This window comes from Variovorax boronicumulans (genome assembly GCF_019352895.1).
In the GTDB taxonomy this organism is placed as follows: domain Bacteria; phylum Pseudomonadota; class Gammaproteobacteria; order Burkholderiales; family Burkholderiaceae_C; genus Variovorax; species Variovorax boronicumulans_A.
Genome location: NZ_JAAAFX010000004.1, coordinates 584214 through 609034, shown reverse-complemented (window position 1 = coordinate 609034; position 24821 = coordinate 584214). Strand labels below are relative to the sequence as shown.

Below are 24821 nucleotides of genomic sequence, written 5' to 3'. Positions count from 1 at the left end.
CGATTGCCGGCGGGTGCGCACATTCGTTGGCGCTCGGCACGCGCCATGGAAGGAACCGCATGAGACCTGTCGCCCACATCGGCATCGTTGGCTGCTCGGCCGAGGGCGCGGCGCTGTGCTATCGCACGATCTGCGCCGAGGGCGCCCTGCGACTGGGCCCGCACGCGCATCCGGAAGTCTCCATGCACACGCCATCACTGGCCGAGTACGTCGAATGCCTCGATCGCCATGACCTCGATGGCGTGGCGGCCCTGATGTTGGCATCGGCCGAAAAGCTGGCGCGTGCGGGCGCCCATTTCCTGATCTGCCCCGACAACACCATCCACGCCGCGTTCTCGCGTGTCGCAGCGCGCTCGCCGCTCCCTTGGCTGCACATTGCCGACGTGGTCGCGGCCGAGGCGCAGCGAAGGGGCTTCCGGCGCGTCGGTGTCACCGGCACGCGCTGGCTGGTTCAAAGCGATGTGTATCAACAGCAACTGACTGCGCGGGGCATTCAGTCGGAGCGTCCGCCCGATGCGGCCCGCGACGAGATGAACCGCATCATCATGGACGAGCTGGTCAACGGCGTGATCCGGCCCGAATCGGTGGCGGTGTTTCGCGCCGCCATCGAACACTTCAAGACCCGGCAGGGCTGCGATGCCGTGGTCCTGGGCTGCACCGAGATCCCGCTGATCATCGACGACGCGAACTCGGTGCTGCCGACACTGGATTCGACCCGCTTGCTGGCGCGTGCGGCGCTGGATCGCGCTGTGGGCCGCGTCCATGCCACTTGAAGACGGCAAGCGCTGATCCAGGCCGCCTGGCTGCAGGACATCCGTCATGAAGCACTGTGGCCTGCCGGGCACACCTGCATTCGCCCAGGTGTGCCTGTTGCGTCGCGGCGCTTCGGGCCGGTGCCGAAGCGTTCGCTGCATCACTCAGGCCTTGATCCGGTCGGACCCCACAGCCAGGCTCATCGGCTGCACCGCGAGGCGCGAGTCTTCACGCAGAGGCTCCGTTCTCCCGCTGGGGCGGAAGCCACATGCCAGATACAAGTGCATCGCTGGCGTCTCTGCCACAGTGACACCCAGGCAGACGCGACGCGCGCCCAGGCCCTCCGCCCAAGCGATGGCCTCTTCAAGCAAGGCACGGCCTGCCCCCATTCCGCGAGATGCCGGGTCGACCCACATCTGGAACAGATTCGCCACCGTCGGCGCGTCGGTCGACAACTTGCACCACACGAGACCGCACACCTCCTCGCGATGGCGCGCGAGAAGCACGCGGTCCTGACCGGAGGACGTGGCTGCTGAAATCCGGCCGGCCCACATGGCGTCCGTTCGGTCGGCTTCGGCTGCATAGGTGCTGCCGAAAGCGTCGGGCGAATCAAGCAGCGCGCGCAGGCGCACATCGCGATAGGTTCGCCATTCGTTCGGTCCTGCGGGTCGAACTGAGATCACAACACCCACTTTCCGGCTGAGAAGTATCTGGATCCGGCGCGATGGGCTTGCATCTCCGATACCGCCGGCCTGCGCTCACCTCGGCAGAATTCTGTCGCAGACCTCAGCGCCGGATCGCACTCGCAGCGCCCGGCGAAAAAATGGTGCGCGAGCTGGCGGAATGCGCCTCTGTCTTTGGACCTGTCAGGGCACCTGGCGGGTCGGCCGGAACAGGATCTCGTTCACATCCATGTCCTCGGGCTGCTCGATGGCGAAGGCCACGGCGCGCGCGAAGGCGTCGGCCGGGATGGCCACGGCCTGGTAGAAGTCGCGCATGCCGCGTGCGATGTCCGGCTCCGTGACGCTGCCCTGCAACTCGGTGTCCACCGCACCCGGCGACACGATGGTGGTGCGGATGTTCCAGGCCTTGGTCTCCTGCCGCAGGCCTTCGGACAGCGCCCGCACCGCATGCTTGGTCGCGCTGTAGACGGCGCCGTTCAGCATGACCTTGTGGCCGGCCACCGACGACACGTTGACGAACTGGCCGGACATCTGGCGCTGCATGTGCGGCAGGGCCGCCGCGATGCCGTAGAGCACGCCCTTGAGGTTCACGTCGATCATGCGGTCCCAGTCGCCGACCGCGAGCCGCTCGATCGGCGCGAGCGGCATGAGGCCCGCGTTGTTGACCATCACGTCGATGCGCCCGAAGGTCTGCACGGCGGTGTCCACCAGATGCGCGACCTGTTCGCGTACGGTGACGTCGGTGGCGACGGCGATCGCGCGCTGCCCCGAGGGATCGAGTTCGTCGGCCAGTTGCTGCAGGCGATCGGTGCGCCGCGCGCCGAGCACGAGGCGTGCGCCCCGTGCGCTCAAGAGGCGCGCGGCCGCTTCGCCCAGGCCGCTGCTGGCGCCGGTGATGACGATGACCTTGCCATCGATGTTGCTGCGCATGAGATTCTCCTGTGGTGGTGATGTGGGCCTCCAATCTAGGTGGCCCGGTGTCAATCCACTAGAAGGCTGGGTCTTGATCCAGTGGCAAGTACTGGTTGATACTGGCGACCCACACTTCCGGGGAGCAGCACGTGCCCATCAGCGACTTTCGCGCCATCGAGACCTTGGCCAAGGCCGTCGAGCTCGGCAGCATCCGGCGGGCCGCGGCCGTCCAGGGCGTCAGCCCGCAGGCCGCGAGCCAGGCGCTCGCGGCGCTGGAAGCGCGGCTGGGCGTGCGCCTGCTGCATCGCACGACGCGCAGCATCGCGCTCACGTCCGAAGGACAGCAGTTGCTCGAAGCCACGCAGCCCGCGCTGGCGGCACTGGAGCGCGCGCTCGACCGTGCGCGCACCGCGAAGGACGAGATCGCCGGCCCGCTGCGCATCGTCGCGCCGAAGTACTCCTTCCTGCCCGTGCTGTGGCCGCTGGTCGACGAGTTCTGTCGCCGCCATCCCGATGTCCAGCCCGACGTGAAGCTCGACGACCGCATCGGCAACTGGGTGCAGGATCGCGCCGATGTCGGCTTTCGCATCGGCTCGCCACCCGAAGACGGCCTGGCCGCCCGCCGTCTGTTCGCGATGCAGTTGATCGTGTGCGCGGCGCCGGCCTACATCGCGGCGCACGGCGCGCCGGATTCGATCGAGCAACTGGCCTCGCACCGCTGCAGCGTGTTCCGGCAACCCGGCACCGGTCGCGTGCTCCCCTGGCTGCTCAAGGTGGGCGGCGAAGTGATCTCCCACGACCTGCCGCCCGCGCTGTCGACGAACGATGCCCAGTTCGAGACCGAGGCGGTGCTCGCGGGCCACGTGATCGGATTGTTGTCGGGCCTGTCGGCGGCGCCGCTGATTCGCGCGGGACGGCTGGTGCCGCTGCTCACGGCGCACGCCGCCGACCACCTGAGCGTCCACGTCTACTACGGCAGCCGCACGGCGCTGCCCTCGCGCGTGCGCGCCTTCGTCGACCTGAGCGTGGAGCGGCTGGCCCAGTCGTCCGCTTACGTGCTGGACGCGCGGGAACTGGCGGCGGCGGAAGCCAAGGGGCGCAGGAAGCCCCGGCGGCGATGAAGCGAGGTCCGGTGCAGTCGTCGTCGACCCGGGCGGTCTTCAACGCTCCCGCATGCCCTCAGGCCAGCAGGTCGGCCAGCGTGCGCGCGATGACCTTGGTCGCGCGGCGCAGGTCTTCGAGCACCACGCGCTCGTCGCTGCGCTTGGCATGCGACTCGAGCACGGTGCGCGGGCCGGCGCCGTAGATCACGCCCGGGATGCCGGCTTCGCCGTACAGGCGCACGTCGGTGTAGAGCGGCGTGCCCATGGCCTTGATGGGTTCGCCGAACACGTCCTGGCCGTGCTTCTGGATCGCGTCGACCAGCGGCTTGTTGCCGGCCAGCGGCTTCATCGAGTTGGCCAGCAGCAGGCGCTTGATCTCGACCGTGATGCCCGCGCTCTCGGCGGCCGCATCGGCGATCACCTGGCGGATGGCGGCCTCGACCTCGACCGGGTTCTCCTCGGGGATCATGCGGCGGTCGAGCTTGAACACCACCTTGCCGGGCACCACGTTGGTGTTGGTGCCGCCTTCGATGCGGCCCACGTTGAGGTAGGGGTGCGTGATGCCCTCGACCTTCGACGTGACCTGCTGGTAGAGCATGTTCTGCGCATAGAGCGCGTTGAGGATCTTGACCGCGCCCTGCAGCGCGTCGACGCCGGTGGTGGGGATGGCCGCGTGGGCCATCTTGCCGTGCACCGTGACTTCCATCTGCAGGCAGCCGTTGTGGGCCGTGACCACTTCGTAGCTGAAGCCGGCCGCGATCATCAGGTCGGGCTTCGTCAGGCCCTTCTCGAGCAGCCAGCCCGGGCCGAGGATGCCGCCGAATTCCTCGTCGTAGGTGAAGTGCAGCTCGACCGCGCCCTTCGTCGGCCTGGCCACGGCCTCGAGCGCGCGCAGCGCGAAGGTGAAGCTGGCGAAGTCGCTCTTGCTGACCGCGGTGGCGCGGCCGTAGAGGCTGCCGTCGACGATCTCGCCGCCGTAGGGGTCGTGCGTCCAGCCGTCGCCCGGGGGCACGACGTCGCCGTGCGCATTGAGCGCCACGGTGCGGCCGCCGCTGCCGTAGGGGCGGCGCACGATCAGGTTGGTGATCGATTCGAGCCCGTAGTCCTGCACTTCCTGCGCGGGCACGGCGTGCTTCTCGGCCTCGAAGCCGAAGTCCTTCAGCAGCTCGGCCGTGCGCTCGGCGTGCGGCGCGTTGTTGCCGGGCGGCGTGTCGGTGGGTACCTGCACCAGTTGCTGCAGGAACTTCACTTCCTCGTCGAAGTGGGCGTCGATCCAGGCGTCGAGCTTGGCGTAGTCGGTCATGTCGTGTCTTCTCCGAATCAGGGGGCGGGGTCAGCAGCCAGGCCTTCGAGCAGGAGCTGGAAGGCCTGGACAGCCAGCTGGATGTCGTCGTTGGTGCTCGATTCGAGCGGGTTGTGGCTGATGCCCGAGTTGATGCCGCGCACGAAGAGCATGGCCTGGGGCATGACCTCGTGCAGCTTCATCGCATCGTGGCCGGCGCCGCTGGGCATGCGGAACAGCGGGATGCCCAGGGCATCGACCGCTGTCTCCCAGCGCTGCTGCCAGGCGGGCGCGCTGGGCGCGGCGGCGGCGCGCATGGTTTCCTCGAGCTCGAAGCGCACGCCGCGGCGCTCGCAGATGGCCTGGAGCTCGGCCACCACGTCGGTGGCCAGCGCGTCGCGCTGCGTGTTGTGGGGGGCGCGCAGGTCCAGGCTGAACTTGCAGCGGCCCGGCACCACGTTGATCGAACCGCTGGGCACTTCGAGCATGCCCACGGTGCCGACCGAGTCGCCATCCTGCGCGGCGCGCCGTTCGGTGTAGAGGATCAGCTCGGCCACCGCGGCGGCGGCGTCGCGGCGGCGGTCCATAGGTGTGGTGCCGGCGTGGCTGGCCATGCCGATGACTTCGCCCACGTAGCGCACGCTGCCGTTGATCGAAGTCACGATGCCCAGCGGCAGGTCGAGCTCGGTCAGCACCGGGCCCTGCTCGATGTGCACCTCAACGAAGCCCAGGTAGCGCGCCGGATCGCGCTGGATCTTCGGGATGTCCTCTTCCTTGAGGCCTGCGTGCTGCATGGCCTCGCGCATGGTGATGCCGTCGGCGTCCTTCTGCACGAGCCAGCGCGCGTCGAAGTGGCCGATGAGCGCGCCCGAGCCCAGGAAGGTCGCCTTGTAGCGCTGGCCTTCCTCCTCGGCGAAGCCCACCACCTCGAAGGCGAAGGGCAGGCGCCGGCTCTGGCGCTTGAGTTCGCGCACGCAGGCGATGGGCACGAAGATGCCCAGCCGGCCGTCGTACTTGCCGCCGTTGCGCACGGTGTCGTAGTGCGAGCCGGTGAGCAGCGTCTTGGCGTCGGGCGTGGCGCCTTCATAGCGCCCCACCACATTGCCGACCGCGTCGATGTGCACCGAGTCGAAACCCGTGGCGAGCATCAAGGCCGAGATCTGGGCGGCGCAGGCGCGGTGCGCGTCGGTCAGGTAGGTGACGGTGAGCTGGCCCTTCTCGGCGTAGCCGGGATCGGTGTGCACCGACAGCTGTTCCTGCCAGTCCCAGACGTCGTTGCCCAGCGTGAGGTCGACGGCGAACTTGTCGTCGAGCCGGATCTCGGCGATCCGGTGGATGTTGCGCAGCGCCTCGCCGCGCTCGAAGGCCGGATGGTGGTGCAGCCGGCGCGCGAAGGTCTCGATGATCTCGCGCTTGGGCAGCCCCGCGCCGCGCGGGCCGCGCACCGCCAGGATGAAGGGGAAGCCGAACTTCGCGTTGTAGTCGGCGTTGAGCTGCTGGATGGTCGCGAACTCCTCGGGCGTGCAGTCGGTCAGGCCGGCCTTGCGCTGCTCGTTGGTCGATTCGGCCGTCAGCGTCTGGCTGACCATGGCCTTGCCCGCGAGTTCGGGGTGGGCCGCGATCAGGCCGATCTGTTCGTCGGCCGAGGCGGTGTTCACGACCTGCGCCAGCGCATGCTTGAGATGCGCGAGCGAACGGAAAGGCCGCGCGGCGAGCGCGCGCTCGGCGATCCAGGGCGAGTGCTCGTAGACGCCGTCGAGCAGCGCGACGGCCTCGGCCGGCGCAGCGGCGTTGAGTTGGGCAACGGTCAGATTCGTCTGGCTCATATCGTTCCTTGTCTGGTTCCCTCCCCTGTGGGGGGAGGGCAGGGGTGGGGGCACGCGGCGCTGGGTGCAACGGCAGCCCGGGTGCCTGCCCCCATCCCGGTCTTCCCCCGGCGGGGGAAGGGGTGGAGACCGTTGCGACCGACCGTGGCCAGCGTCATACCGGGTGGACCTGCTTCCAGTGGCGCGCGATGTCGACGCGGCGGCAGACCCAGACCTTGTCGTGCTGCGCGATGTGGTCGAGGAAGCGCTGCAGCGCGGTGATGCGGCCCGGCCGGCCGAGCAGCCGGCAATGCATGCCGATGCTCATCATCTTCGGACTGTCGTCGCCGTTCGGGTCGCCTTCGGCATAGAGCGCGTCGAAGGTGTCCTTCATGTACTGGAAGAAGGGGTCGGCGTGCGAGTAGCCCTGCGGCAGCGCGAAGCGCATGTCGTTGACGTCCAGCGTGTAGGGCACGATGAGCTGCGGCACCGTGCTGCCGTCGGTCTTCTGCACCTTCATCCAGAAGGGCAGGTCGTCGCCGTAGTAGTCGCTGTCGTATTCGAAGCCGCCGTAGTCGGCCACCAGCCGGCGCGTGCGCGGGCTGTCGCGGCCGGTGTACCAGCCCAGCGCGCGTTCGCCGGTGAGCTGCTCGATGGCTTCCATGCCCAGGCGCATGTGTTCGCGCTCGGTGGCTTCGTCGAGGTTCTGGTAGTGGATCCAGCGCCAGCCGTGGCAGGCGATCTCGTGACCCAGTTCCTGGAAGGCGGCCGTGAGTTCGGGGTAGCGCTGCAGTGCCATGCCCACGCCGAACACCGTCAGCGGCAGGCCGCGCTTCTCGAACTCGCGCAGGATGCGCCAGACGCCAGCCCGCGAGCCGTACTCGTAGATGCCTTCCATGCTGATGTGGCGGTCCGGGTAGCTGGCCGGATTGAACATCTCGGACAGGAACTGTTCGGAGCCCGCGTCGCCGTGCAGCGTGGCGTTCTCGCCGCCTTCCTCGTAGTTGAGGACGAACTGCACCGCGATGCGGGCGCCGCCGGGCCAGCGCGCATGCGGCGGGTTGCGGCCGTAGCCGACCAGGTCGCGCGGGTAGGGCAGGGTGGAGTCGTAGGTCATTGCTCGCCCCCAGGTTGCCCGCACTGCGTGTCGGGCCCCCACCCCCGACCGGGGGCGCTGCGTTGCGGCCCGGCAAAGCCGGTTCCGCCGCAGCCCACGAACAGACGGGTTGCCCCTCGCAAGGGGGGGGGCAAAGCGACGCGACGTGCGCGGAGAACGAGTGGGAGCGTCATGAAAGGGCCAGGGAGATGTCGTTGGTGGGGACTTTGCGGTCGAAGGTGAGTTCGGCTTCGACGTGTTCCAGGTGTTCGGTCATGAGGCGCACCGCGCGTTCCTCGTCGCGGGCGGCCAGCGCCTTCACGATGTCGGCATGCTCGTCGTGCGAGTGCTCGGCCGCAGTGCTGCTCTGGTACATCAGCGTGATCAGCGCGCAGCGCGAGACCAGTTCGCCCAGCATCTGCGCCAGCACCTCGTTGCCCATGAGCTCGGCCATGCGCACGTGGAAGTCGCCCAGCAGTTCGTTGCGGCGCCGGGCGCTGCCGCCGGACACGGCGTCTTTCTCCTGGGACACGTGATCGCGCAGCGCCTTGATCCGGGCCGGCGTGCTCTCGCGCACGAAGGCACGCGTCATCTCGGCTTCGAGCATGCGGCGCACCGCGAAGACCTGCCGCGCCTCGTCGACCGTGGGGGCGGCCACGAAGGCACCCCGCGCGGGCTCGAGCCGGATCAGCCGGTTCTGCGACAGCTGGAACAGGGCCTGGCGCACCAGCGTGCGCGAGACCCCGAAATGATCGGCCAGTTTCTGCTCGGCGAGCTTGCTGCCGGGCTGCAGGCGGTGCTCGACAATCGCCTTGGTCAGTGCGTCGACGATCGCGCCGGTGGTGGAGGGCTCCATGCATTCATGATAGACCCGAATCCCACAACTGTATACACTTTTGTCCACCAAACTACCGGCACCGCCGGACCGAAGGAGCGAGCCATGGGCCTGAGCACTCACGTACTGGACACGATGCACGGCGGGCCCGCCGCCGGCATGGCGGTGGCGCTGTACACCACGCAAGGCGAACAGGCCACGCTGGTCAAGCGCTTCACCCTGAACGCCGACGGCCGCAGCGACGGGCCGCTCTACGACAACGACAGCCTGCGCACGGGCACCTACCGCCTGACCTTCGACGTGGCAGCGTATTTCAAGGCGCGCGGCGTGAAGCTGCCCGAGCCCAATTTCCTGGACAAGGTCTCGTTGGACTTCGGCGTGGCCCACACCGACCAGCACTACCACGTGCCCTTGCTGGTCAGCCCGTGGAGCTATTCCACCTACCGCGGGTCCTGAGCGGCGCTACTTCTCCTCGTAGGCCTCGGCCGGCCGGTCGTTGGGCGCCAGGAACGCGGCCTTGAGCGAGTCGCTCAGCGGGATGTTGATGACCGCGTTCTTGGGCGGGATCGGCGCCATGAACCACTTGGCGTAGAGCTTCTCCAGCGCGCCCGAGGCCATGGCCGCAGCCAGGTAGCCGTCGACCGCGCTCTTGAAGGCCGGATCGTCCTTGCGCAGCATGATCGCGATCGGCTCGATGCCCAGCGGCTTGCCCACGATCCTGAAGTCCGCGGGGTTGCGCGCGTTGGCGATGTTGCCGGCCAGCGTGTTGTCGTCCATCGCGAAGGCGTCGGCGCGCCCGCTCTCCAGCAGCAGGAAGCTCTCCGCATGGTCCTTGGCCAGCACCACCGTGATGTGCCGCTCCTGTTCGAGTCGGCGCAGCCGCTGGACCAGCGTGGTGCCGGTGGTCGTCACCACGGTCTTGCCCTTGAGCTGCTCGACCGAAGCGATGCCGCTCGCGGCCCGCACCGCGAAGCGCGCTTCGGTGATGTAGGTCGTGTGGGCGAAGGCGGCCTGCTGCTGGCGGGCCGTGTTGTTGGTGGTCGAACCGCACTCGATGTCGACGGTGCCGTTCTGCAGCAGCGGCAGCCGGTTCTGCGAGGTCACGGCCATCTGCCGGATGGCGACGCCGGGCAGCAGCTTCGACAGCATCTGCTCGCACAGCTCGACGTGGTAGCCCGCGTAGCCGGTACCCAGCGAGTACGAAAGCGGCGGCGAGGCGTCGCGCACGCCCATCGTGACGCTGCCCGCGGCCCGGGCCTTGGCGAGCGTGCCGCTGTCCTGCGCGCTGGCGCCCATGCATGCAAGGGCCAGCGCGACGCCGAGGAGAAGAGGTCGGGTCATGGTGACGCCGCCGTTCAGTGGTTCGCCGCCGCGACGGCCTTGCCGGCCACCTTCGCGTCCGCGCGGGCCACGGGCGCGGGCCGCGCGATCTCGTCCAGGCTCTCGCGCAGCGCGCGGTCGAGGATGGCGATAGCACGGTCGATCTCCTCGTGGCGCACGGTGAGCGGCGGCGCGATGCGCCAGACCGAGCCGCGCTCGGGCCGGCGGCGGATGTTCATGCTCAGGCCCAGCTCGAAGCACTTCTTCGTGGTGCGCGCGCCGAGCTCGTGGTAGGGCAGGCGCGAGTCGCGGTCCTGCACCAGTTCCACGCCCAGCAGCAGGCCCTCGCCGCGCACGTCGCCGATGGCCTCGTAGCGCTGCTGCATGTCGAGCAGCTGGCCGCGCAGGTAGGCGCCGGTGCTGCGGGCGCGTTCGATCAGGCCCTCGCTGCGGATGGTCTCGAGCACGGCCAGGCCCACGGTGGCGGGCAGCGGATCGGAGACGTGGCTGGTGTAGAAGGTGAAGCCCTTCTCGAACACGTCCTGCTCGATCTTCGGGCTGGTCACGGTCGCGGCCAGCGGCAGGCCGCCGCCCATGGTCTTGCTGACCGACATGATGTCCGGCACCACGCCGTAGAAGTCCGAGGCGGTGCGGTGGCCGATGCGGCCGAAGGCGGTCTGCGCCTCGTCGAAGATCAGCAGCATGCCGCGATCGTCCGCCGCCTTGCGCAGGGCCTGCATGTACGACCTGGGCGGCACCAGCACGCCGCCGGCGCTGATGATGGGCTCGATGATGATGGCCGCGCGGCGGCCGGTCGAGGCCATGTCGTACATCTTGAGGCCGAGCTCAAGGCAGGTCAGCGCCGACTCCTCGGCCGACATGCCCTGGATATAGGGCCGGTAGGCGTTGGGCTCGGGCATGAGGAACACGCCGGGCACGTGCACGCCGTAGCCCTTGCGGTCGCTCGCGAAGGACACGGCGCTGGTGCCGCCCGTGACGCCGTGCCAGGAGCCGCCCACGGCCAGGATCTCGAAGCCGCCGGTGTACATCTTCGCCATGCGCAGCGCCACCTCGTTGCTCTCGGAACCGGTGTTGACGAAGATCGACTTGGTCAGCGGCGCGGGCATCCAGTCGGTGGCCATCTTCTGTGCGAGCTCGGCCACCACTTCGGGGATCATGCCGCTGAACATGTGGAAGGCCTTCTCGCCGGCCTCGTGCACCGCGCGCACGATGGCCGGGTGGTTGTGGCCGATGGTGGCGCACATCTGGCCCGAGGTGAAGTCGAGGATCTCGCGGCCGGTGTCGTCGATCACGATGGCGCCACGGGCGCTGCGGAACAGGTTGGGAAAGGTGTCGCCGCCGTAGCGGACCATGTATTCCTTGGCCGCCGCGCGAAGTTGCTCGCTCATGATGAATCCTTTGGGTTGTGAAGAGGGGATTCGTGATGGTCGCGAGCGGGCGGCCTGCGGTCCAATGTTGAGTTTGCATCCGGCCGCAATGCGCGTCACGCATGGCCGATGCGCAAATCGAATCGGCATGCGACTTGCAAAAGCCCGCAGCAAAGGAGCAAATCAGGCGATGGACACCCGTTGGTTTCAGGACTTCGTGACGCTGGCCGAAGTGCAGAACTTCACCCGCGCGGCAGAGATGCGCAACGTGTCGCAGGCCGCGTTCAGCCGCCGCATCCAGGCGCTGGAGCAATGGCTGGGCGCCAAGCTCATCGACCGCGCCGCGTTCCCGACGCGGCTCACGCCCGCAGGCGATCATTTCCGCAAGGTCGCGACCGGCCTGTTGAACCAGATCGCCGACGCCAAGGCTGCGATCGGCGATGCGCCCTCGCGCAACCATGTGCGCATCGCCTCGACCTATGCGCTGGCCAGCACGCGGCTGCCGGGATGGTGGCGGCAATGGTCGGGCGAAGGCGCGATCACCTGCAGCCTGGAGGTGGGCAATGTGCACGACACGGTGTCGGCCTTCAACGCGGGCTCGGCCGACATCCTGATCGGCTTCCACCAGGCGGCGCATCCGATCCAGCTCGACATGGCGCGCTTCGAGCGGCACGAACTGGGCGTGGAGCAGGTGCGCCCGTACGCGTCGCGCGCGCTGGCCGCCTCGGGCGGGCTCGCGCTGCCCGGCACGTCAGCCCGGCCGGTGCCGCTGCTCATGTACTCGGCCAGCGGCTACTTTGCGCGTGTGGTCGATTCGGCCATCGAGCAGTCGTCGCAGGCGCTCGTCGGCTACCGGGCCTTCGAGGCCGAGATGACCGACGTGCTGGGCGACCTGGCGTCGCAGGGCCTGGGCGTCGCCTGGCTGCCCGACAGCTCCTTCGTCGCGGGGCGGCTGGCCGACCTCGTGCCGGTGGGCGAGGGCGCCTGGGACGTCGAGGTGAGCATCGTGGCCTACCGCGCCCGGACGCAGGCGCGGGCGGTCGTCGGGCAGCTGTGGGAGCGGGTCTGCAGCGGGGCGCCGTCCCCGTGCGAGGCTACAGCTGACCCTCGGTGAGGGTGTCGAGCTGGAAGCGGCCGCCCTTGTCCCACAGCCAGGTGTCGGTCCAGGTCACCGGACCCAGGCGCTGCGCCGCCGGGAAGGGCGCGGCGGCGAGCACGGTGCGTTCGATCTCGGCGATCACTTCCGGCGCATGCTGCGGTGCACGCATCCAGTGCATCGACAGCACCTTGCCGCCGGCGTCCAGGTTCACCTGCAGCGTGCCCACGGCATAGAGCACGGCCGGCAGCTGGCCGCCGTAGATGCGGTCCTTGTTGGCGTCGTAGATGTGGCGCGCGGCATCGCGCCGGTACTCGCGCGGGTTGGCCGCGACCGACGCGCGGGGCGCCGGCTGCTGGACCGGGCCCGGTGGCGCCGAGGTGGCGTTGCTGAGCTGGCCGGGCACCTGGCCGGGCGTGGTGGCGGTGGGGGCGGTGCCGCAACCGGCGAGCCATAGCGTGGCGGACAGGGCGGCGGCGAGCGCGACATGGCGCGGGGTGAGGCGGAAAATCATCGCCGACGTTATACCGTGCATACGCCAGGCCGATGCATCGGCGTGTGATCCGGGAGGACAATCCCGCGATGATCCCGGCCCTCGACGAACTGCTGCAGCGCCTCGGCCGCGAGGCCGCGGTGCTGGTGCGCGTCGCGTCGACGCAGGGCTCGGTGCCGCGCGAGGCCGGCACCTGGATGGCGGTCTGGCAGGACGACCTGACCGGCACCATCGGCGGTGGCCAGCTCGAATTCCAGGCGGTGCAGGAAGCGCGGGCCTGGCTGGCCGGCGGGGACCCGATCGAGGCCGTGCGCCGCTACCCGCTGGGCCCCAGCCTCGGGCAGTGCTGCGGCGGCGTGGTGTTCCTGGCCTTCCAGCGGGTCATCGCGCGTGACGTGCCGGCGCTGACCCGCGAACTCAGCGCGCACTTCAAGCCGGTCGCGCTGTTCGGCGGCGGGCACGTGGGGGCCGCCTTGGCCCGCCTGCTCGCCACGCTGCCGTTCTCGGTGCGCTGGATCGACAGCCGTGAAGGCGTGTTCGCGCCCGCGCTGCCGGTGCAGATCGAGACCGAGCATTCCGAGCCGGTGCAGGGCGCGGTGGCCGGCTTGGCGCCGGGCTCGCGCGTGCTGATCATGAGCTTCAGCCATGCCGAGGATTTCGACGTGGTGATCGCCTGCCTGCAGCGCCTGCGCGCGCGCGACGACCTGCCTTTCGTGGGCCTGATCGGCAGCAGGACCAAGTGGGCGACCTTTCGCCACCGGCTCGAGGCGCGCGGCTTCACGCCAGAGGAGCTGGCACGCATCACCTGCCCGATCGGTGTGCCGGGCATCGAGGGCAAGGAGCCCGAGGTGATCGCGGTGGCGGTGGCGGCGCAGCTGCTGATGCCGCCGTGAGCGCCGCCGGGCCGATTCAGGGCGCCGACCAGACCGCGAGCTCGTAACCGTCGGGGTCCGTGAAGTGGAAGCGCCGGCCGCCCGGGAAGGCGAACACCGGCCGCGAGATCGCCGCACCCGCGGCTTCGATGCGCCGCTGCGTTTCGGCCAGGTCGTCGGCATACAGGATCACCAGCGGGCCTCCCGGCCGCACCGGCTCGCCCGTGGTGAAGCCGCCGGTCAGCCGGCCGTCGCTGAATTCCGTGTAGGTGGGGCCGTAGTCGGTGAAGGCCCAGCCGAACACGGCGCCGTAGAAGGCCTTGCTGCGCGCGATGTCCGCGACGTTGAACTCGATGTTGTCGATCTGCCGATCCCGGCCCGTGGCTGCCATGGCGTTCCAATGCGTGAAGGTGGCCCGGATTGTGCTGGGCGATGCGGTAAATCCCTGCCCATAAAAACCACCCGACACGGGGGAATTGTGTATACACTTTGGTCCACAACAAGCCGCAGCGGAGCGAGGTCGCCAGACCTGCGTTCGCGGCCATTCATCTGCTTACAGCGCCCGCAGTGGTGAGCAGATTCAAACCCTCACAAGGCGCACCCACGCGCCGACAAGGTTGAGCATGGAAAGCTACTACCTCGACTGGGCCAACCTGCTGCTGCGCTGGGTCCACGTCATCACCGCCGTCGCCTGGATCGGCGCCTCCTTCTATTTCGTGATGCTGGACAACAGCCTCGAGAAACCGCAGGACGCCGAGTCGCTCGACAAGGGCGTGGGCGGCGAGCAATGGGCGGTGCACGGCGGCGGCTTCTACAACATGCAGAAGTACACGCTGGCGCCCAAGAAGGTGCCCGACCACCTGCACTGGTCCTACTGGGAGAGCTACTCGACCTGGCTCACCGGCTTCGCGCTGTTCACGATGTCCTATCTGTGGAACGCCAGCACCTACCTGATCGACAAGAGCAAGATGGACTGGGAGCCGGGTGCCGCGATCTCGGTGGCGCTGGCCTTCTTCGTGGTGTTCTGGATCGTCTACGACGGCATCTGCCAGATCTTCGGGCGGCGCAAGAACGGCGACACCATCGTCGGCGTGCTGATCGCGGTCTTCATCGCGTTCGCGACCTGGCTGGCCTGCCAGTGGTTCGCCGGCCGCGCGGCCTTCCTGCTGGTCGGCGCCATGATGGCCACGACCATGAGCGGCAACGTGTTCTTCTGGATCATTCCCGGCCAGCGCAAGAACGTGCAGGCGCTGCGCGAGGGCCGGCCGGTCGATCCGGTGCACGGCCAGCGCGGCAAGCAGCGCAGCGTGCACAACACCTACTTCACGCTGCCGGTGCTGTTCGCGATGCTGAGCAACCACTACAGCTTCACCTACACCCACAAGTACAACTGGGTGGTGCTGCTGCTGATCATGCTGGGTGGCGCGGCCATTCGCCAGTTCTTCGTGGTGCGCCACCGCTTCAAGCTGGGCAATGCGCGCCATCCGCTGCCCTATGCGCTGTTCGGCATCGCGGTGCTGGGCCTGACCATCGTCTGGATGAAGCCCGAACCGGTGGCCGCGCCCGTGGCCGGTGCCGAAGTGCCCAAGGTGGCTTTCGGCGACGTGCAGAAGGTGCTGGAGCAGCGCTGCTACATGTGTCATGGCGCGGCCGTGCAGATGAAGAACGTGCGGCTCGACACGCCCGACCAGGTCAAGTCCCACGCGCAGGCGGTGTACCAGCAGGTGGTGGTCACGAAGATCATGCCGATGAACAACGCCACGCAGATCACCGATGCGGAGCGCGCCTTGATCGGCCGCTGGTTCCAGGCCGGCGCAAAGACCAACTAGCGGCCGGCAGGGCGAGCGTGCGGCAAAATTCGGGGATTGGAGACAAGCCACACATGACAGCCTCGACCCCGGTCACCGCCCCCGATCCCCGCACGGCGCCGCGCGCCTTCCTCGAACATCTCTACCGCGCAGCGGTCGAGCGTGCGCTGCCGCTGCACACGCTGGGCGCGCACCTGCCACCGCCGCCCAAGGGCCGCACGCTGGTGCTGGGCGCGGGCAAGGCGGCCGGCTCGATGGTGCAGGCGCTCGAGGCGCTGTGGCCGGCCGAGGCGCCGCTGTCGGGGCTGGTGGTCACGCGCTATGACCACATCCCGCCGCGCCCCGAGGGCGTGCCGCAACGCGTCGAGATCGTCGAGGCGGCCCACCCCGTGCCCGACGCGGCCGGCATGCAGGCTGCCGAGCGCATCCTCGCGCTGACCGAGGGCCTGACGGCCGACGACCTGGTGCTGTGCCTGATCTCGGGCGGCGGCTCCTCGCTGCTGGTGCTGCCGGCCGAAGGCCTGACGCTGGAAGACAAGCAGCGCATCAACAAGCAGCTGCTGGAGAGCGGCGCCAGCATCGGCGAGATGAACTGCGTGCGCAAGCACCTGTCGCGCATCAAGGGCGGCCGGCTGGCCGCGGCCTGCGCGCCGGCGCGCGTGCTGACGCTGACCATCAGCGACGTGCCGGGCGACGACGTGGCCGTGATCGCCAGCGGTCCCACCGTGCCCGACGCCACCACCTGCGCCGAAGCGCTGGCCATCCTCGACCGCTACGCCATCGAGGTGCCCGCGCCGGTGCGCGCCCGGCTCCAGAGCGGCGAGCTCGAGACGCCCAAGCCCGACAACGCCGTCTTTCGCGGCCATGAGACCCATCTGATCGCCACGCCGCAGCAGTCGCTCGAAGCGGCCGCCAAGGCCGCGCGCGACGCCGGCATGGCGACGCACATCCTCAGCGACGAGATGGAAGGCGAATCGCGCGAGGTCGGCAAGGTGCATGCGGCCCTGGCGCGCGCCGTGGCGCTGCGCGGCGAGCCCTTCGCGCGGCCCTGCGTGATCCTCTCGGGCGGCGAGACCACGGTGACGATCCGGCCGCGCCAGCCGGGCCAGGCCAAGGGCCGGGGTGGCCGGGCCGGCGAGTTCTGCATGGGGCTGGCCGGCGCGCTGATGGGCCAGCCGGACGTGTGGGCACTGGCCGCCGACACCGACGGCATCGACGGCGTGGAGGACAACGCCGGCGCCTTCGTCACGCCCGACACGCTGGCACGCGCGACGGCCGCGGGCCGCAAGCTGTCCGACCACCTGGACCGCAACGACGCCTACGGCTACTTCGACGCGATCGGCGACCTGCTGGTCACCGGGCCGACGCACACCAACGTCAACGACTTCCGGGCGCTGCTGATTCTCTGAGCCGTCTCAGGCCGCCTTGGTCTCGGGCAGTACGGTCGTCAGCGCGAAGTCGACCAGGTTCAGCCAGGTCGCCTCGAGGCCCATGATGTTGTGGTGGTCGGAGTCCGCCACCGTCTGGACGTGGACCGGCGTGGGCCAGGCGTCGATGAGCTTCTGCGAACGCTCGGGCAGCACCACCACGTCGTGCTCGGCCAGCAGCACCTGGGTCTTGGCCGCGACCTCCTGGCTGTGTGTCAGCGAGTCGAAGCGATGCCGCAGCAAGAGCGCCAGCGGCACCAGCGGGAAGCGCTTCTTCGCCACCTCCAGCATCGAGTCGTAGGGCGTCACCAGCTGCAGGCTCGCGAAGTCGCGCTGCGCCGCCAGCTGGATCGCCACGCCCGTGCCCAGGCTGCGGCCCACCACATGCAGCCGCGCGCGCGGGAAGGCGCGGCGCAGGTGGCCGGCGAACTGGATCGCGTCCGCGACCGATGCGATCTCCGACGGGTCGCCCTGCGAATCGGCCACGCCGCGGTAGTTGAAGGCCGCGAGGCCGAAGCCCTCGGGCAGCCAGTGCAGCGCCTGCGCCGTGGCCCGCACGTCCTCGCCGCGGCCTGCGAAGTAGATGAACAGGTCCTGCAGCGCCTCTTCACCGAGCGGGTGGTAGACATAGCCGCGCACCATGCCGCCCGGCACGGTGTGCGAATAGGTGGAGAAGTGCTCGGACAGGTGCACCACCGGCAGCTTGCGGGCGTTGAACAGGATATGGCCTTGCCGCGTGGCGAGGAGCGTCCAGTAGGCCGCGAGGCTGCCGAGGGCGGCCGCCGAGGCGGACAGTGCGATGCGAGAGGCTTTGGATGACAAGAAGACTCCGAGGGGAAAGACAGGCCCTAGTTTCGCCGCATCGGGCGAGGCCGCGATTTCGTCAGTTTCGACCCATCCTCCCATGCTAGCTTCGCACCCATGAAAAACCGGATCCCGTCCTTTCTCAGCCACGTGGGCCCCGGCGTCGTCACCGGTGCGGCGGACGACGATCCCTCGGGCATCGCCACCTACACCCAGGCCGGTGCGCAGTTCGGCACCGGCCTGCTCTGGACGGTGTTCCTCTCGCTGCCCTTCATGATCGCGATCCAGATGGTCTCGGCGCGCATCGGCCGGGTCACCGGCAAGGGCGTGGCGGCCAACCTGCGCGACCACATGCCGCGCTGGCTGCTGCTGGGACTGATCGGGCTGCTGGTGCTGGCCAACACCATCAACATCGCGGCCGACATCGGCGCCATGGGCGAGGCGCTGCAGCTGGTGGTCGGCGGCGGCCAGCACTTCCATTCGCTGCTGTTCGGCGTGGTCACGGTGCTGCTGCAGATCTTCGTGCCCTACCGGCGGCTGGCCCACATCCTCAAGTGGCTCACCTTGACGCTGTTCGCCTATGTGGCGACGGTGTTCGCGGTGAAGGTGCCCTGGGCCAAGGTGCTGCACGACCTGGTGGTGCCGCAGCTGCAGTGGAGCAGCGACTACTGGATGATGATCGTGGCGCTGCTGGGCACCACGATCTCGCCGTACCTGTTCTTCTGGCAGGCCTCGCAGGAAGTCGAGGAACTGCGGCAGAAGGGCGGTGGCGTGAGCCATGTCGGCACCGAGGCCGAGATCTGGCGCGGCCTGCGGCGCGTCAAGCTCGACACCTGGATCGGCATGATCTTCTCCAACACCATCGCCTTCTTCGTGATGGTGGTGGGCGCCTCGGTGCTCTACACCGCGGGCATCCACGACGTGACCTCGGCCGCGCAGGCCGCCGAGGCGCTGCGCCCGCTGGCCGGCGACTTCGCCTTCTGGCTGTTCGCCGGCGGCATCATCGCCACCGGCCTGCTGGCGGTGCCGGTGCTGGCCTCGTCGGCGGCCTACGCCGTGGCCGAGGCCTTCGGCTGGGAAGAGGGGCTGGAGCTGCACTGGCGCGAGGCCAAGCCCTTCTACGGAATCATCGGCATCGCGACGCTGGTGGGCACCGCGCTGGACTTCACGCCCATCGACCCGATGAAGGCGCTGTACTGGAGCGCGGTGGTCAACGGCGTGGTGGCGGTGCCGATCATGGCGGCCATGATGATGCTGGTGGCCAAGGAGCGCGTGATGGGCGTCTTCGTCTCGAGCCGGCGCACGCGCTGGCTGGGCTGGGGCGGCACCGCGCTCATGGGTTTCGCGGTGCTGATGATGGCGCGCGATCTGTTCGCCTGAGGCTTTCGCTGCCCCGTTGTCGGGATGACAATGGCTGGATCGACGCCCCGCACAGCGGCTTGCCCATATAGCCACTATGGTGACGTCCGTATGAAACAGAGGCCTGCGGGCCTTAAGTTCCAGCATGGGCGGAATGCACCGCCTGGAATGGGCGAAACGCACCGCCCGACCGACCCGAGCCGCACCAGAACATGACGCCCACGACGACATCACCGATCCGCTTTTTCCACCAGGGCCGCACCGTCGAGGTGGGCGGCGTGCATCCCACGCGCTCGGTGCTCGACTGGCTGCGCGAGGACGCCCATTGCACCGGCACCAAGGAAGGCTGCAACGAAGGCGACTGCGGCGCCTGCACCGTGGTCATCGGCGAACTGGCCCCCGAGGGCACGCCCGGCACCGTGGGCGGACTCAAGCTGGAAACGGTCAACGCCTGCATCCAGTTCCTGCCGACCTTGCACGGCAAGGCGCTGTTCACCGTCGAGGACCTGAAGACGCGCGGCGGTGCCGACTGCACCCACGACGCCGCGCGGCACGACAAGCACCCGGTGCAGCGCCTGCATCCGGTGCAGCAGGCGATGGTCGACTGCCACGGCTCGCAGTGCGGCTTCTGCACCCCCGGCTTCGTGATGTCGCTGTGGTCGACCTACGAACACCACCAGACCACCGGCACCCGCCCGAGCCGTCAGCAGCTGGCCGACGACCTGTCGGGCAACCTGTGTCGCTGCACCGGCTACCGGCCGATCCTCGATGCCGGCCAGCGCATGTTCGACCTGCCGGCCGTGCCTTTCGACACCCGGCCCGTGGTGCAGGCGCTCGAAGGCCTGCGGCGCGACGCCACCTTCCATTACGCCGCCCCACGTGGCGAGCGCCTCGATCACTTCCACGCCCCGACCACGCTCGAAGCCCTGGCCGCGCTGCGCGAAAGCAAGCCTGCCGCGCGGCTGCTCGCGGGCTCGACCGACGTGGGCCTGTGGGTCAACAAGCAGTTCCGCGACCTGGGCGACATCGTCTACGTGGGCGACGTGGCCGAGCTGAAGGTGGTCGAGGAACGCGGCGACGCGCTCTACATCGGCGCCGGCGCCTCGCTCGAGGCCGCCTGGAGCGCGCTGGCGCAGCGCGCGCCCTCGCTGGTCGAGGTCTGGCTGCGCTTCGCCTCGCCGCCGATCCGCCATGCGGGCACCATGGGCGGCAACGTGGCCAACGGCTCGCCCATCGGCGATTCGCCGCCGGTGCTGATGGCGCTGGACGCGCAGATCGAGCTGCGCCGCGGCGAGCGCACGCGCCGCCTGCCGCTGACCGATTTCTACCTCGACTACATGAAGAACCGGCTCGAACCTGGCGAGTTCGTCCAGGGCCTGTCGGTGCCGCTGGCCGCGCTGCGGCGCCAGGTGCGGGCCTACAAGATCAGCAAGCGCTTCGACTGCGACATCTCGGCGCTGTGCGCGGGCTTCGCGCTCACGCTCGACGGCGACACCGTGAAGGAGGTGCGGCTGGCGTTCGGCGGCATGGCCGGTATCGTCAAGCGCGCGGCCGGCGCCGAGGCCGCGCTGCTCGGCCAGCCCTGGACGCAGCAGGCCGTCAAGGCAGCCCAGCAGGCGCTGGCGCAGGATTTCCAGCCGCTGTCGGACATGCGCGCCTCGGCCGCCTACCGGCTGCAGGTGGCGCAGAACCTGATCCAGCGCCTGTGGCTGGAAACCCGCGCCACCGATGCACTGCCGCTGGCGGCCACCAGCGTGTGGAGCGTGATGCCGCACGACGTGCTGGCCGTGCAGGAGTCCGCCCAATGAACAAGCCCATCGAAGCCCTGCTGCTCAAGCCCACCGAGGCTTTTGCCGACTACCAGGCCAACATCCTGGCGCGCATCGACCGCGGCGCCGAGGCCAAGGCGCAGGACGGCGGCGCGCGCGTGGGCATCAGCCGCCCGCACGAATCCGCCCAGCTGCACGTGGCCGGCGAGGCCACCTACATCGACGACATCCCCGAGCTGCGCGGCACGCTGCACTGCGCGCTGGGCCTGTCGCCGGTGGCCAACGGCCGGCTGACCGGCATGAACCTCGATGTGCTGCGCGCCATGCCCGGCGTGGTGGCGGTGCTGTCGGCGGCCGACATCCCGGGCAGCAACGACTGCGGCTCGATCGTGCACGACGACCCGATCCTGTGCAGCGGCGACATCCGCTACCTGGGCCAGCCGGTGTTCGCGGTGATCGCGCAGACCCGCGCCGTGGCCCGCGGCGCGGCCGCGCGTGCCAAGGAGGTGCTCACGGTCGAGACCGCGCCGCCGGTGCTCACGCCGCAGGACGCGCACGCGCGCGGCCAGTACGTGGTGCCGCCGATGCACCTGCGCCGCAGCACCGCGGCGCCCGGTGGCGACGAGCAGGCGGCGGTGCGCGCCGCCATCGCGGCCGCGCCCCATCGCCTGAAGGCTACGCTCGATGTCGGCGGGCAGGAGCAGTTCTACCTCGAGGGCCAGATCAGCTACGCGATCCCGAAGGAGGGCGGCGGCATGCACGTGCACTGCTCGACCCAGCACCCGAGCGAGATGCAGCATCTGGTGGCGCACGCGCTGCACCTGCACGCCAACGAGGTGCACGTCGAATGCCGGCGCATGGGCGGCGGCTTCGGCGGCAAGGAGTCGCAGTCGGGCCTGTTCGCCTGCGTGGCGGCGGTGGCGGCGCACAGGCTGCAGCGCCCGGTCAAGCTGCGGCTGGACCGCGACGACGACTTCATGGTCACCGGTCGGCGCCACTGCTTCTGGTACGACTACGAGGTCGGCTACGACGACGAGGGCCGGCTGCTGGGCGCGGAGATCTCGATGGTCTCGCGCGCCGGCCACTCGGCCGACCTGTCGGGTCCGGTGATGACGCGCGCGCTGTGCCACTTCGACAACGCCTACTGGCTGCCCGAGGTGGCTATGCACGGCTATTCGGGCCGCACCAACACCCAGAGCAACACGGCCTTCCGCGGTTTCGGCGGGCCCCAGGGCGCGATCGCGGTCGAGAACATCCTCGACACCGTGGCGCGGGCGCTGGGCCGCGATCCGCTCGACGTGCGGCGCATCAATTTCTACGGCAAGGACGAGCGCAACGTCACGCCCTACGAGCAGGTCGTGACCGACAACGTGATCCACGAGCTGGTGGCCAAGCTCGAACAGACCAGCGACTACCGCGCGCGGCGCGAGGCGATCGCCGACTTCAACCTGCGCAGCCCGGTGCTCAAGCGCGGCCTGGCGCTGGCGCCGCTGAAGTTCGGCATCTCGTTCAACGTCAAGCACTTCAACCAGGCCGGCGCGCTGGTCCATGTCTACAGCGACGGCTCGATCCTGGTCAACCACGGCGGCACCGAGATGGGGCAGGGGCTCAACACCAAGGTGGCGCAGGTCGTGGCCCACGAGCTGGGCGTGGGCTTCGAGAGCGTGCGCGTGACCGCCACCGACACCACCAAGGTCGCCAACACCTCGGCCACCGCGGCCTCGACCGGCGCCGACCTCAACGGCAAGGCCGCGCAGGACGCGGCGCGCCAGATCCGCGAGCGGCTGGCCGTGTGCGCCGCCGCGCGCCATGGCGGCGAGCCGGCCGACGTGCGCTTCGCCAACGACCAGGTCGAGGTCGCCGGCCGCACGCTGAGCTTTGCCACGCTGGTGGGCGAGGCCTACCTCGACCGGGTGCAGCTGTGGTCCGACGGCTTCTACGCCACGCCGGGCCTGAGCTGGGACCGCGACCGGCTCAAGGGCCGGCCTTTCTATTACTTCGCCTACGGCGCGGCCGTGAGCGAAGTCGTGGTGGACACGCTGACCGGCGAATGGAAGCTGCTGCGCGCCGACATCCTGCAGGACGCGGGCCGCTCGCTGAACCCGGCCATCGACATCGGCCAGGTCGAGGGCGCGTTCATCCAGGGCATGGGCTGGCTCACGACCGAGGAACTGGTCTGGCATCCGCAGAGCGGCAAGCTCACGACCCACGCCCCCAGCACCTACAAGATCCCGACCGCCAACGACTGCCCGCCGGTGTTCAACGTGCGGCTGTTCGACGGCCCGAACGCCGAGGATTCGATCCACCGCAGCAAGGCGGTGGGCGAGCCGCCGTTGCTGCTGCCCTTCTCGGTGTTCTTCGCGATCCGCGACGCCGTGTCGGCCGCCGGCGAGCACAAGATCGACCCGCCGCTGCGCGCGCCGGCGACCAGCGAGGCGATTTTGAGCGCGATCACCGCGGTGCAGGCGGTCGCGGGGTGAAGCAGCGGTATAACCGTCCGCATATTGTGAAAATGTGTAGATCGTTATGAGAGACCAAACGCTGTTCGACAAGATCGACCTGCACCTGATCCGGGTCCTCCACACCGTGCTGACCGATCGCAGCGTGTCGCGCGCCGCCATCCGGCTGGGCATGTACCAGCCCGCCGTGTCGGCCGCGCTCAAGCGGCTGCGCGAACTCTCGGGCGACCCGCTGCTGGTGCGCTCCGGTTCGGGCATGGTGCCGACCGACGCCGCGCTGCGCATGATCGAGCCCGCCGCCAGCATCCTGCGCTCGGCCGAGGTGCTGTTCAGCGACGCCCGCGGCTTCGACCCGCAGACCGCCACCAACACCTTCCGGGTGGCCGCCAGCGACTACCTCGACCCGATGTTCCTGCCGATGTTCGTCACGCAGGTGAAGGCGCAGGCGCCGCTGTGCAAGATCGAGATCCATCCGCTGTCGCCCGACTCCAACTACCACGGCCACCTGTCGCTGGGCGACGTCGACCTGGTGATCGGCAACTGGCTCAAGCCACCCGAGGACCTGCACATGGCGCGGCTGTTCGGCGACGAGATCGTCTCGCTGGTGAGCGCCGACCACCCGGTGCTGCGCCGCGGCTGGGACGCCGAGACCTGGCTGGCCGCCGAGCACGTCGCGCCCACGCCAATGCACCCGGGCGCGCGCGGCATCATCGACCAGATGCTCGACGCGCAGGACCTGCAGCGCAACATCACGGCGCGCTGCGCGCACTTCGGCCTGATTCCCGACATGGTGGCCTCGAGCCTGCTGGTGCTGACCACCGGACGCCAGTACTGCGAGCGTTTCGCGGCCCGGCTGCCGGTGCGCATCGTCGAGTGCCCGGTGAGCTTCCCGCGGCTGATGTACTACCAGCTGTGGCACGAGCGAACGCACGCGTCGAGTTCGGCGCGCTGGCTGCGCGAGCGCATCAAGTCGGTGGCCGCCTCGCTGCGTTCGCCCGCCGCCGCCGCCGCCGTTCTGGAACCCTAGCGCCCCGGGCACCGCGCGTGGCCTGCTTCCTGCTTCCACGTCGATGCCGAACCCGAAGAACAAAGATGGATCCACGGACCGATTCGGCCCCTATGACAACCACGATGCCAGCGAGACACGCATGACCACGTCACGACTCCAGCTCTCCCACATCACCAAGCGCTACCCGGCGGTGGTGGCCAACAGCGACGTGTCGCTGGTGGTCCAGCCGGGCGAGACGCACGCCGTGCTCGGCGAGAACGGCGCCGGCAAGTCGACGCTGATGAAGATCATCTACGGCTCCGTCAAGCCCGACGAAGGCACCGTGATGTTCAACGGCCAGGCCGTGAACGTGCGCAATCCGCAGGAGGCGCGCGCGCTGGGCATCAGCATGGTGTTCCAGCACTTCAGCCTGTTCGACACGCTCACCGTGGCCGAGAACGTGTGGCTCGGGCTCGACAAGAGCCTGGCGCTGGCCGAGGTCACGCGCCGCATCACGGCCAAGGCCGGCGAGTACGGGCTCGACATCGACCCCTCGCGCCCGGTGCACA

The 24821-nt window shown here is 69.3% G+C and carries 23 protein-coding genes; 12 read left to right on the top strand and 11 right to left on the bottom strand.

The window, feature by feature from the left end:
* Positions 1-59 precede the first annotated feature (59 nt).
* Positions 60-773 carry an aspartate/glutamate racemase family protein gene (locus tag K0H49_RS04430; protein ID WP_219209912.1) on the top strand — a complete coding sequence of 238 codons (714 nt, stop codon included), beginning with the start codon at positions 60-62 and terminating at the stop codon, positions 771-773.
* A 144-nt stretch (positions 774-917) separates the two neighbouring features.
* On the opposite strand, the gene K0H49_RS04425 is transcribed toward K0H49_RS04430, so the two are convergent.
* Both K0H49_RS04425 and K0H49_RS04420 read right to left on the bottom strand, forming a co-directional pair.
* On the bottom strand, positions 918-1385 hold the full coding sequence (locus K0H49_RS04425; protein WP_374122304.1) for a GNAT family N-acetyltransferase: 468 nt from the start codon (positions 1383-1385) through the stop codon (positions 918-920).
* A gap of 234 nt (positions 1386-1619) precedes the next feature.
* A complete protein-coding gene (locus K0H49_RS04420) occupies positions 1620-2366 on the bottom strand; it encodes an SDR family oxidoreductase (RefSeq protein ID WP_219209910.1) in 747 nt (248 codons plus the stop codon).
* Positions 2367-2497: 131 nt separating this feature from the next.
* Between K0H49_RS04420 and K0H49_RS04415 the strand changes: the two genes are divergently transcribed.
* A complete protein-coding gene (locus tag K0H49_RS04415; RefSeq protein WP_219209909.1) occupies positions 2498-3469 on the top strand; it encodes a LysR substrate-binding domain-containing protein in 972 nt (323 codons plus the stop codon).
* Positions 3470-3527: 58 nt separating this feature from the next.
* On the opposite strand, the gene K0H49_RS04410 is transcribed toward K0H49_RS04415, so the two are convergent.
* The 4 genes from K0H49_RS04410 to K0H49_RS04395 all read right to left on the bottom strand — a co-directional run bounded on the left by K0H49_RS04410 (position 3528) and on the right by K0H49_RS04395 (position 8490).
* Positions 3528-4754, bottom strand: coding sequence for a M20 family metallopeptidase (locus tag K0H49_RS04410; protein ID WP_219209908.1), 1227 nt, complete (start codon positions 4752-4754; stop codon positions 3528-3530).
* Between the two features lie 17 nt (positions 4755-4771).
* Positions 4772-6559: a 2-oxo-4-hydroxy-4-carboxy-5-ureidoimidazoline decarboxylase gene (uraD, locus tag K0H49_RS04405; protein ID WP_219209907.1), complete on the bottom strand. Its 1788-nt coding sequence runs from the start codon at positions 6557-6559 to the stop codon at positions 4772-4774.
* Between the two features lie 154 nt (positions 6560-6713).
* Complete coding sequence (gene puuE, locus K0H49_RS04400; protein WP_219209906.1) at positions 6714-7655, bottom strand: allantoinase PuuE; 942 nt, start codon at positions 7653-7655, stop codon at positions 6714-6716.
* A 169-nt stretch (positions 7656-7824) separates the two neighbouring features.
* Positions 7825-8490, bottom strand: a complete 666-nt coding sequence (locus K0H49_RS04395) for a GntR family transcriptional regulator (protein ID WP_219209905.1) — start codon at positions 8488-8490, stop codon at positions 7825-7827.
* Between the two features lie 84 nt (positions 8491-8574).
* Here K0H49_RS04395 and uraH point away from each other — a divergent pair, with 84 nt between their 5' ends.
* Positions 8575-8925 (top strand): hydroxyisourate hydrolase, encoded by a 351-nt coding sequence (gene uraH / locus K0H49_RS04390; RefSeq protein ID WP_219209904.1) that lies wholly within the window; start codon positions 8575-8577, stop codon positions 8923-8925.
* Between the two features lie 6 nt (positions 8926-8931).
* Here the strand turns inward: uraH and K0H49_RS04385 are convergent, their stop codons facing one another.
* Positions 8932-9810 carry a transporter substrate-binding domain-containing protein gene (locus tag K0H49_RS04385; protein ID WP_219209903.1) on the bottom strand — a complete coding sequence of 293 codons (879 nt, stop codon included), beginning with the start codon at positions 9808-9810 and terminating at the stop codon, positions 8932-8934.
* Positions 9811-9824: 14 nt separating this feature from the next.
* Positions 9825-11198, bottom strand: coding sequence for an aspartate aminotransferase family protein (locus K0H49_RS04380; RefSeq protein WP_219209902.1), 1374 nt, complete (start codon positions 11196-11198; stop codon positions 9825-9827).
* Between the two features lie 169 nt (positions 11199-11367).
* On the opposite strand from K0H49_RS04380, the gene K0H49_RS04375 reads away from it, so the two are divergent.
* Positions 11368-12291, top strand: coding sequence for a LysR family transcriptional regulator (locus K0H49_RS04375; protein ID WP_219209901.1), 924 nt, complete (start codon positions 11368-11370; stop codon positions 12289-12291).
* Here K0H49_RS04375 and K0H49_RS04370 read toward each other — a convergent pair.
* Positions 12272-12787, bottom strand: a complete 516-nt coding sequence (locus tag K0H49_RS04370) for a hypothetical protein (RefSeq protein WP_219209900.1) — start codon at positions 12785-12787, stop codon at positions 12272-12274. The genes K0H49_RS04375 and K0H49_RS04370 overlap by 20 nt on opposite strands.
* Before the next feature lie 68 nt (positions 12788-12855).
* On the opposite strand from K0H49_RS04370, the gene xdhC reads away from it, so the two are divergent.
* On the top strand, positions 12856-13659 hold the full coding sequence (xdhC, locus tag K0H49_RS04365) for a xanthine dehydrogenase accessory protein XdhC (RefSeq protein WP_219209899.1): 804 nt from the start codon (positions 12856-12858) through the stop codon (positions 13657-13659).
* Positions 13660-13675: 16 nt separating this feature from the next.
* On the opposite strand, the gene K0H49_RS04360 is transcribed toward xdhC, so the two are convergent.
* Positions 13676-14029 carry a VOC family protein gene (locus K0H49_RS04360; protein ID WP_219209898.1) on the bottom strand — a complete coding sequence of 118 codons (354 nt, stop codon included), beginning with the start codon at positions 14027-14029 and terminating at the stop codon, positions 13676-13678.
* A 232-nt stretch (positions 14030-14261) separates the two neighbouring features.
* Between K0H49_RS04360 and K0H49_RS04355 the strand changes: the two genes are divergently transcribed.
* Together K0H49_RS04355 and K0H49_RS04350 are read left to right on the top strand one after the other, a co-directional pair.
* Positions 14262-15467: a urate hydroxylase PuuD gene (locus tag K0H49_RS04355; protein ID WP_219209897.1), complete on the top strand. Its 1206-nt coding sequence runs from the start codon at positions 14262-14264 to the stop codon at positions 15465-15467.
* Between the two features lie 53 nt (positions 15468-15520).
* Positions 15521-16855 (top strand): glycerate kinase type-2 family protein, encoded by a 1335-nt coding sequence (locus K0H49_RS04350; protein ID WP_219209896.1) that lies wholly within the window; start codon positions 15521-15523, stop codon positions 16853-16855.
* A gap of 6 nt (positions 16856-16861) precedes the next feature.
* Here K0H49_RS04350 and K0H49_RS04345 read toward each other — a convergent pair whose 3' ends face one another.
* The gene (locus K0H49_RS04345; protein ID WP_219209895.1) at positions 16862-17695 is read right to left on the bottom strand and encodes an alpha/beta hydrolase; all 834 of its coding nucleotides are present in this window, start codon (positions 17693-17695) and stop codon (positions 16862-16864) included.
* Between the two features lie 99 nt (positions 17696-17794).
* Here K0H49_RS04345 and K0H49_RS04340 point away from each other — a divergent pair, with 99 nt between their 5' ends.
* The 5 genes from K0H49_RS04340 to K0H49_RS30505 form a co-directional block, all read left to right on the top strand.
* A complete protein-coding gene (locus tag K0H49_RS04340) occupies positions 17795-19057 on the top strand; it encodes an Nramp family divalent metal transporter (RefSeq protein WP_219209894.1) in 1263 nt (420 codons plus the stop codon).
* Between the two features lie 191 nt (positions 19058-19248).
* Positions 19249-20844 (top strand): xanthine dehydrogenase small subunit, encoded by a 1596-nt coding sequence (gene xdhA, locus K0H49_RS04335; RefSeq protein WP_219209893.1) that lies wholly within the window; start codon positions 19249-19251, stop codon positions 20842-20844.
* Positions 20841-23285: a xanthine dehydrogenase molybdopterin binding subunit gene (gene xdhB, locus K0H49_RS04330; RefSeq protein WP_219209892.1), complete on the top strand. Its 2445-nt coding sequence runs from the start codon at positions 20841-20843 to the stop codon at positions 23283-23285. Before xdhA ends, xdhB begins: the two co-directional genes overlap by 4 nt.
* Before the next feature lie 46 nt (positions 23286-23331).
* Positions 23332-24291: a LysR family transcriptional regulator gene (locus tag K0H49_RS04325; protein ID WP_219209891.1), complete on the top strand. Its 960-nt coding sequence runs from the start codon at positions 23332-23334 to the stop codon at positions 24289-24291.
* Positions 24292-24412: 121 nt separating this feature from the next.
* Positions 24413-24821 (top strand): ATP-binding cassette domain-containing protein (locus tag K0H49_RS30505; protein WP_257624584.1); only part of this gene is annotated, 409 nt, incomplete at its 3' end.

Bases quoted from the DNA above. Each gene is read 5' to 3' on its own strand.
- K0H49_RS04430 (WP_219209912.1), top strand. From the start codon at position 60: ATGAGACCTGTCGCCCACATCGGCATCGTTGGCTGCTCGGCCGAGGGC.
- K0H49_RS04420 (WP_219209910.1), bottom strand. From the start codon at position 2,366: ATGCGCAGCAACATCGATGGCAAGGTCATCGTCATCACCGGCGCCAGC.
- K0H49_RS04410 (WP_219209908.1), bottom strand. From the start codon at position 4,754: ATGACCGACTACGCCAAGCTCGACGCCTGGATCGACGCCCACTTCGAC.
- uraD (WP_219209907.1), bottom strand. From the start codon at position 6,559: ATGAGCCAGACGAATCTGACCGTTGCCCAACTCAACGCCGCTGCGCCG.
- puuE (WP_219209906.1), bottom strand. From the start codon at position 7,655: ATGACCTACGACTCCACCCTGCCCTACCCGCGCGACCTGGTCGGCTAC.
- K0H49_RS04395 (WP_219209905.1), bottom strand. From the start codon at position 8,490: ATGGAGCCCTCCACCACCGGCGCGATCGTCGACGCACTGACCAAGGCG.
- uraH (WP_219209904.1), top strand. From the start codon at position 8,575: ATGGGCCTGAGCACTCACGTACTGGACACGATGCACGGCGGGCCCGCC.
- K0H49_RS04385 (WP_219209903.1), bottom strand. From the start codon at position 9,810: ATGACCCGACCTCTTCTCCTCGGCGTCGCGCTGGCCCTTGCATGCATG.
- K0H49_RS04380 (WP_219209902.1), bottom strand. From the start codon at position 11,198: ATGAGCGAGCAACTTCGCGCGGCGGCCAAGGAATACATGGTCCGCTAC.
- K0H49_RS04375 (WP_219209901.1), top strand. From the start codon at position 11,368: ATGGACACCCGTTGGTTTCAGGACTTCGTGACGCTGGCCGAAGTGCAG.
- K0H49_RS04370 (WP_219209900.1), bottom strand. From the start codon at position 12,787: ATGATTTTCCGCCTCACCCCGCGCCATGTCGCGCTCGCCGCCGCCCTG.
- xdhC (WP_219209899.1), top strand. From the start codon at position 12,856: ATGATCCCGGCCCTCGACGAACTGCTGCAGCGCCTCGGCCGCGAGGCC.
- K0H49_RS04360 (WP_219209898.1), bottom strand. From the start codon at position 14,029: ATGGCAGCCACGGGCCGGGATCGGCAGATCGACAACATCGAGTTCAAC.
- K0H49_RS04355 (WP_219209897.1), top strand. From the start codon at position 14,262: ATGGAAAGCTACTACCTCGACTGGGCCAACCTGCTGCTGCGCTGGGTC.
- K0H49_RS04350 (WP_219209896.1), top strand. From the start codon at position 15,521: ATGACAGCCTCGACCCCGGTCACCGCCCCCGATCCCCGCACGGCGCCG.
- K0H49_RS04340 (WP_219209894.1), top strand. From the start codon at position 17,795: ATGAAAAACCGGATCCCGTCCTTTCTCAGCCACGTGGGCCCCGGCGTC.
- xdhA (WP_219209893.1), top strand. From the start codon at position 19,249: ATGACGCCCACGACGACATCACCGATCCGCTTTTTCCACCAGGGCCGC.
- xdhB (WP_219209892.1), top strand. From the start codon at position 20,841: ATGAACAAGCCCATCGAAGCCCTGCTGCTCAAGCCCACCGAGGCTTTT.
- K0H49_RS04325 (WP_219209891.1), top strand. From the start codon at position 23,332: ATGAGAGACCAAACGCTGTTCGACAAGATCGACCTGCACCTGATCCGG.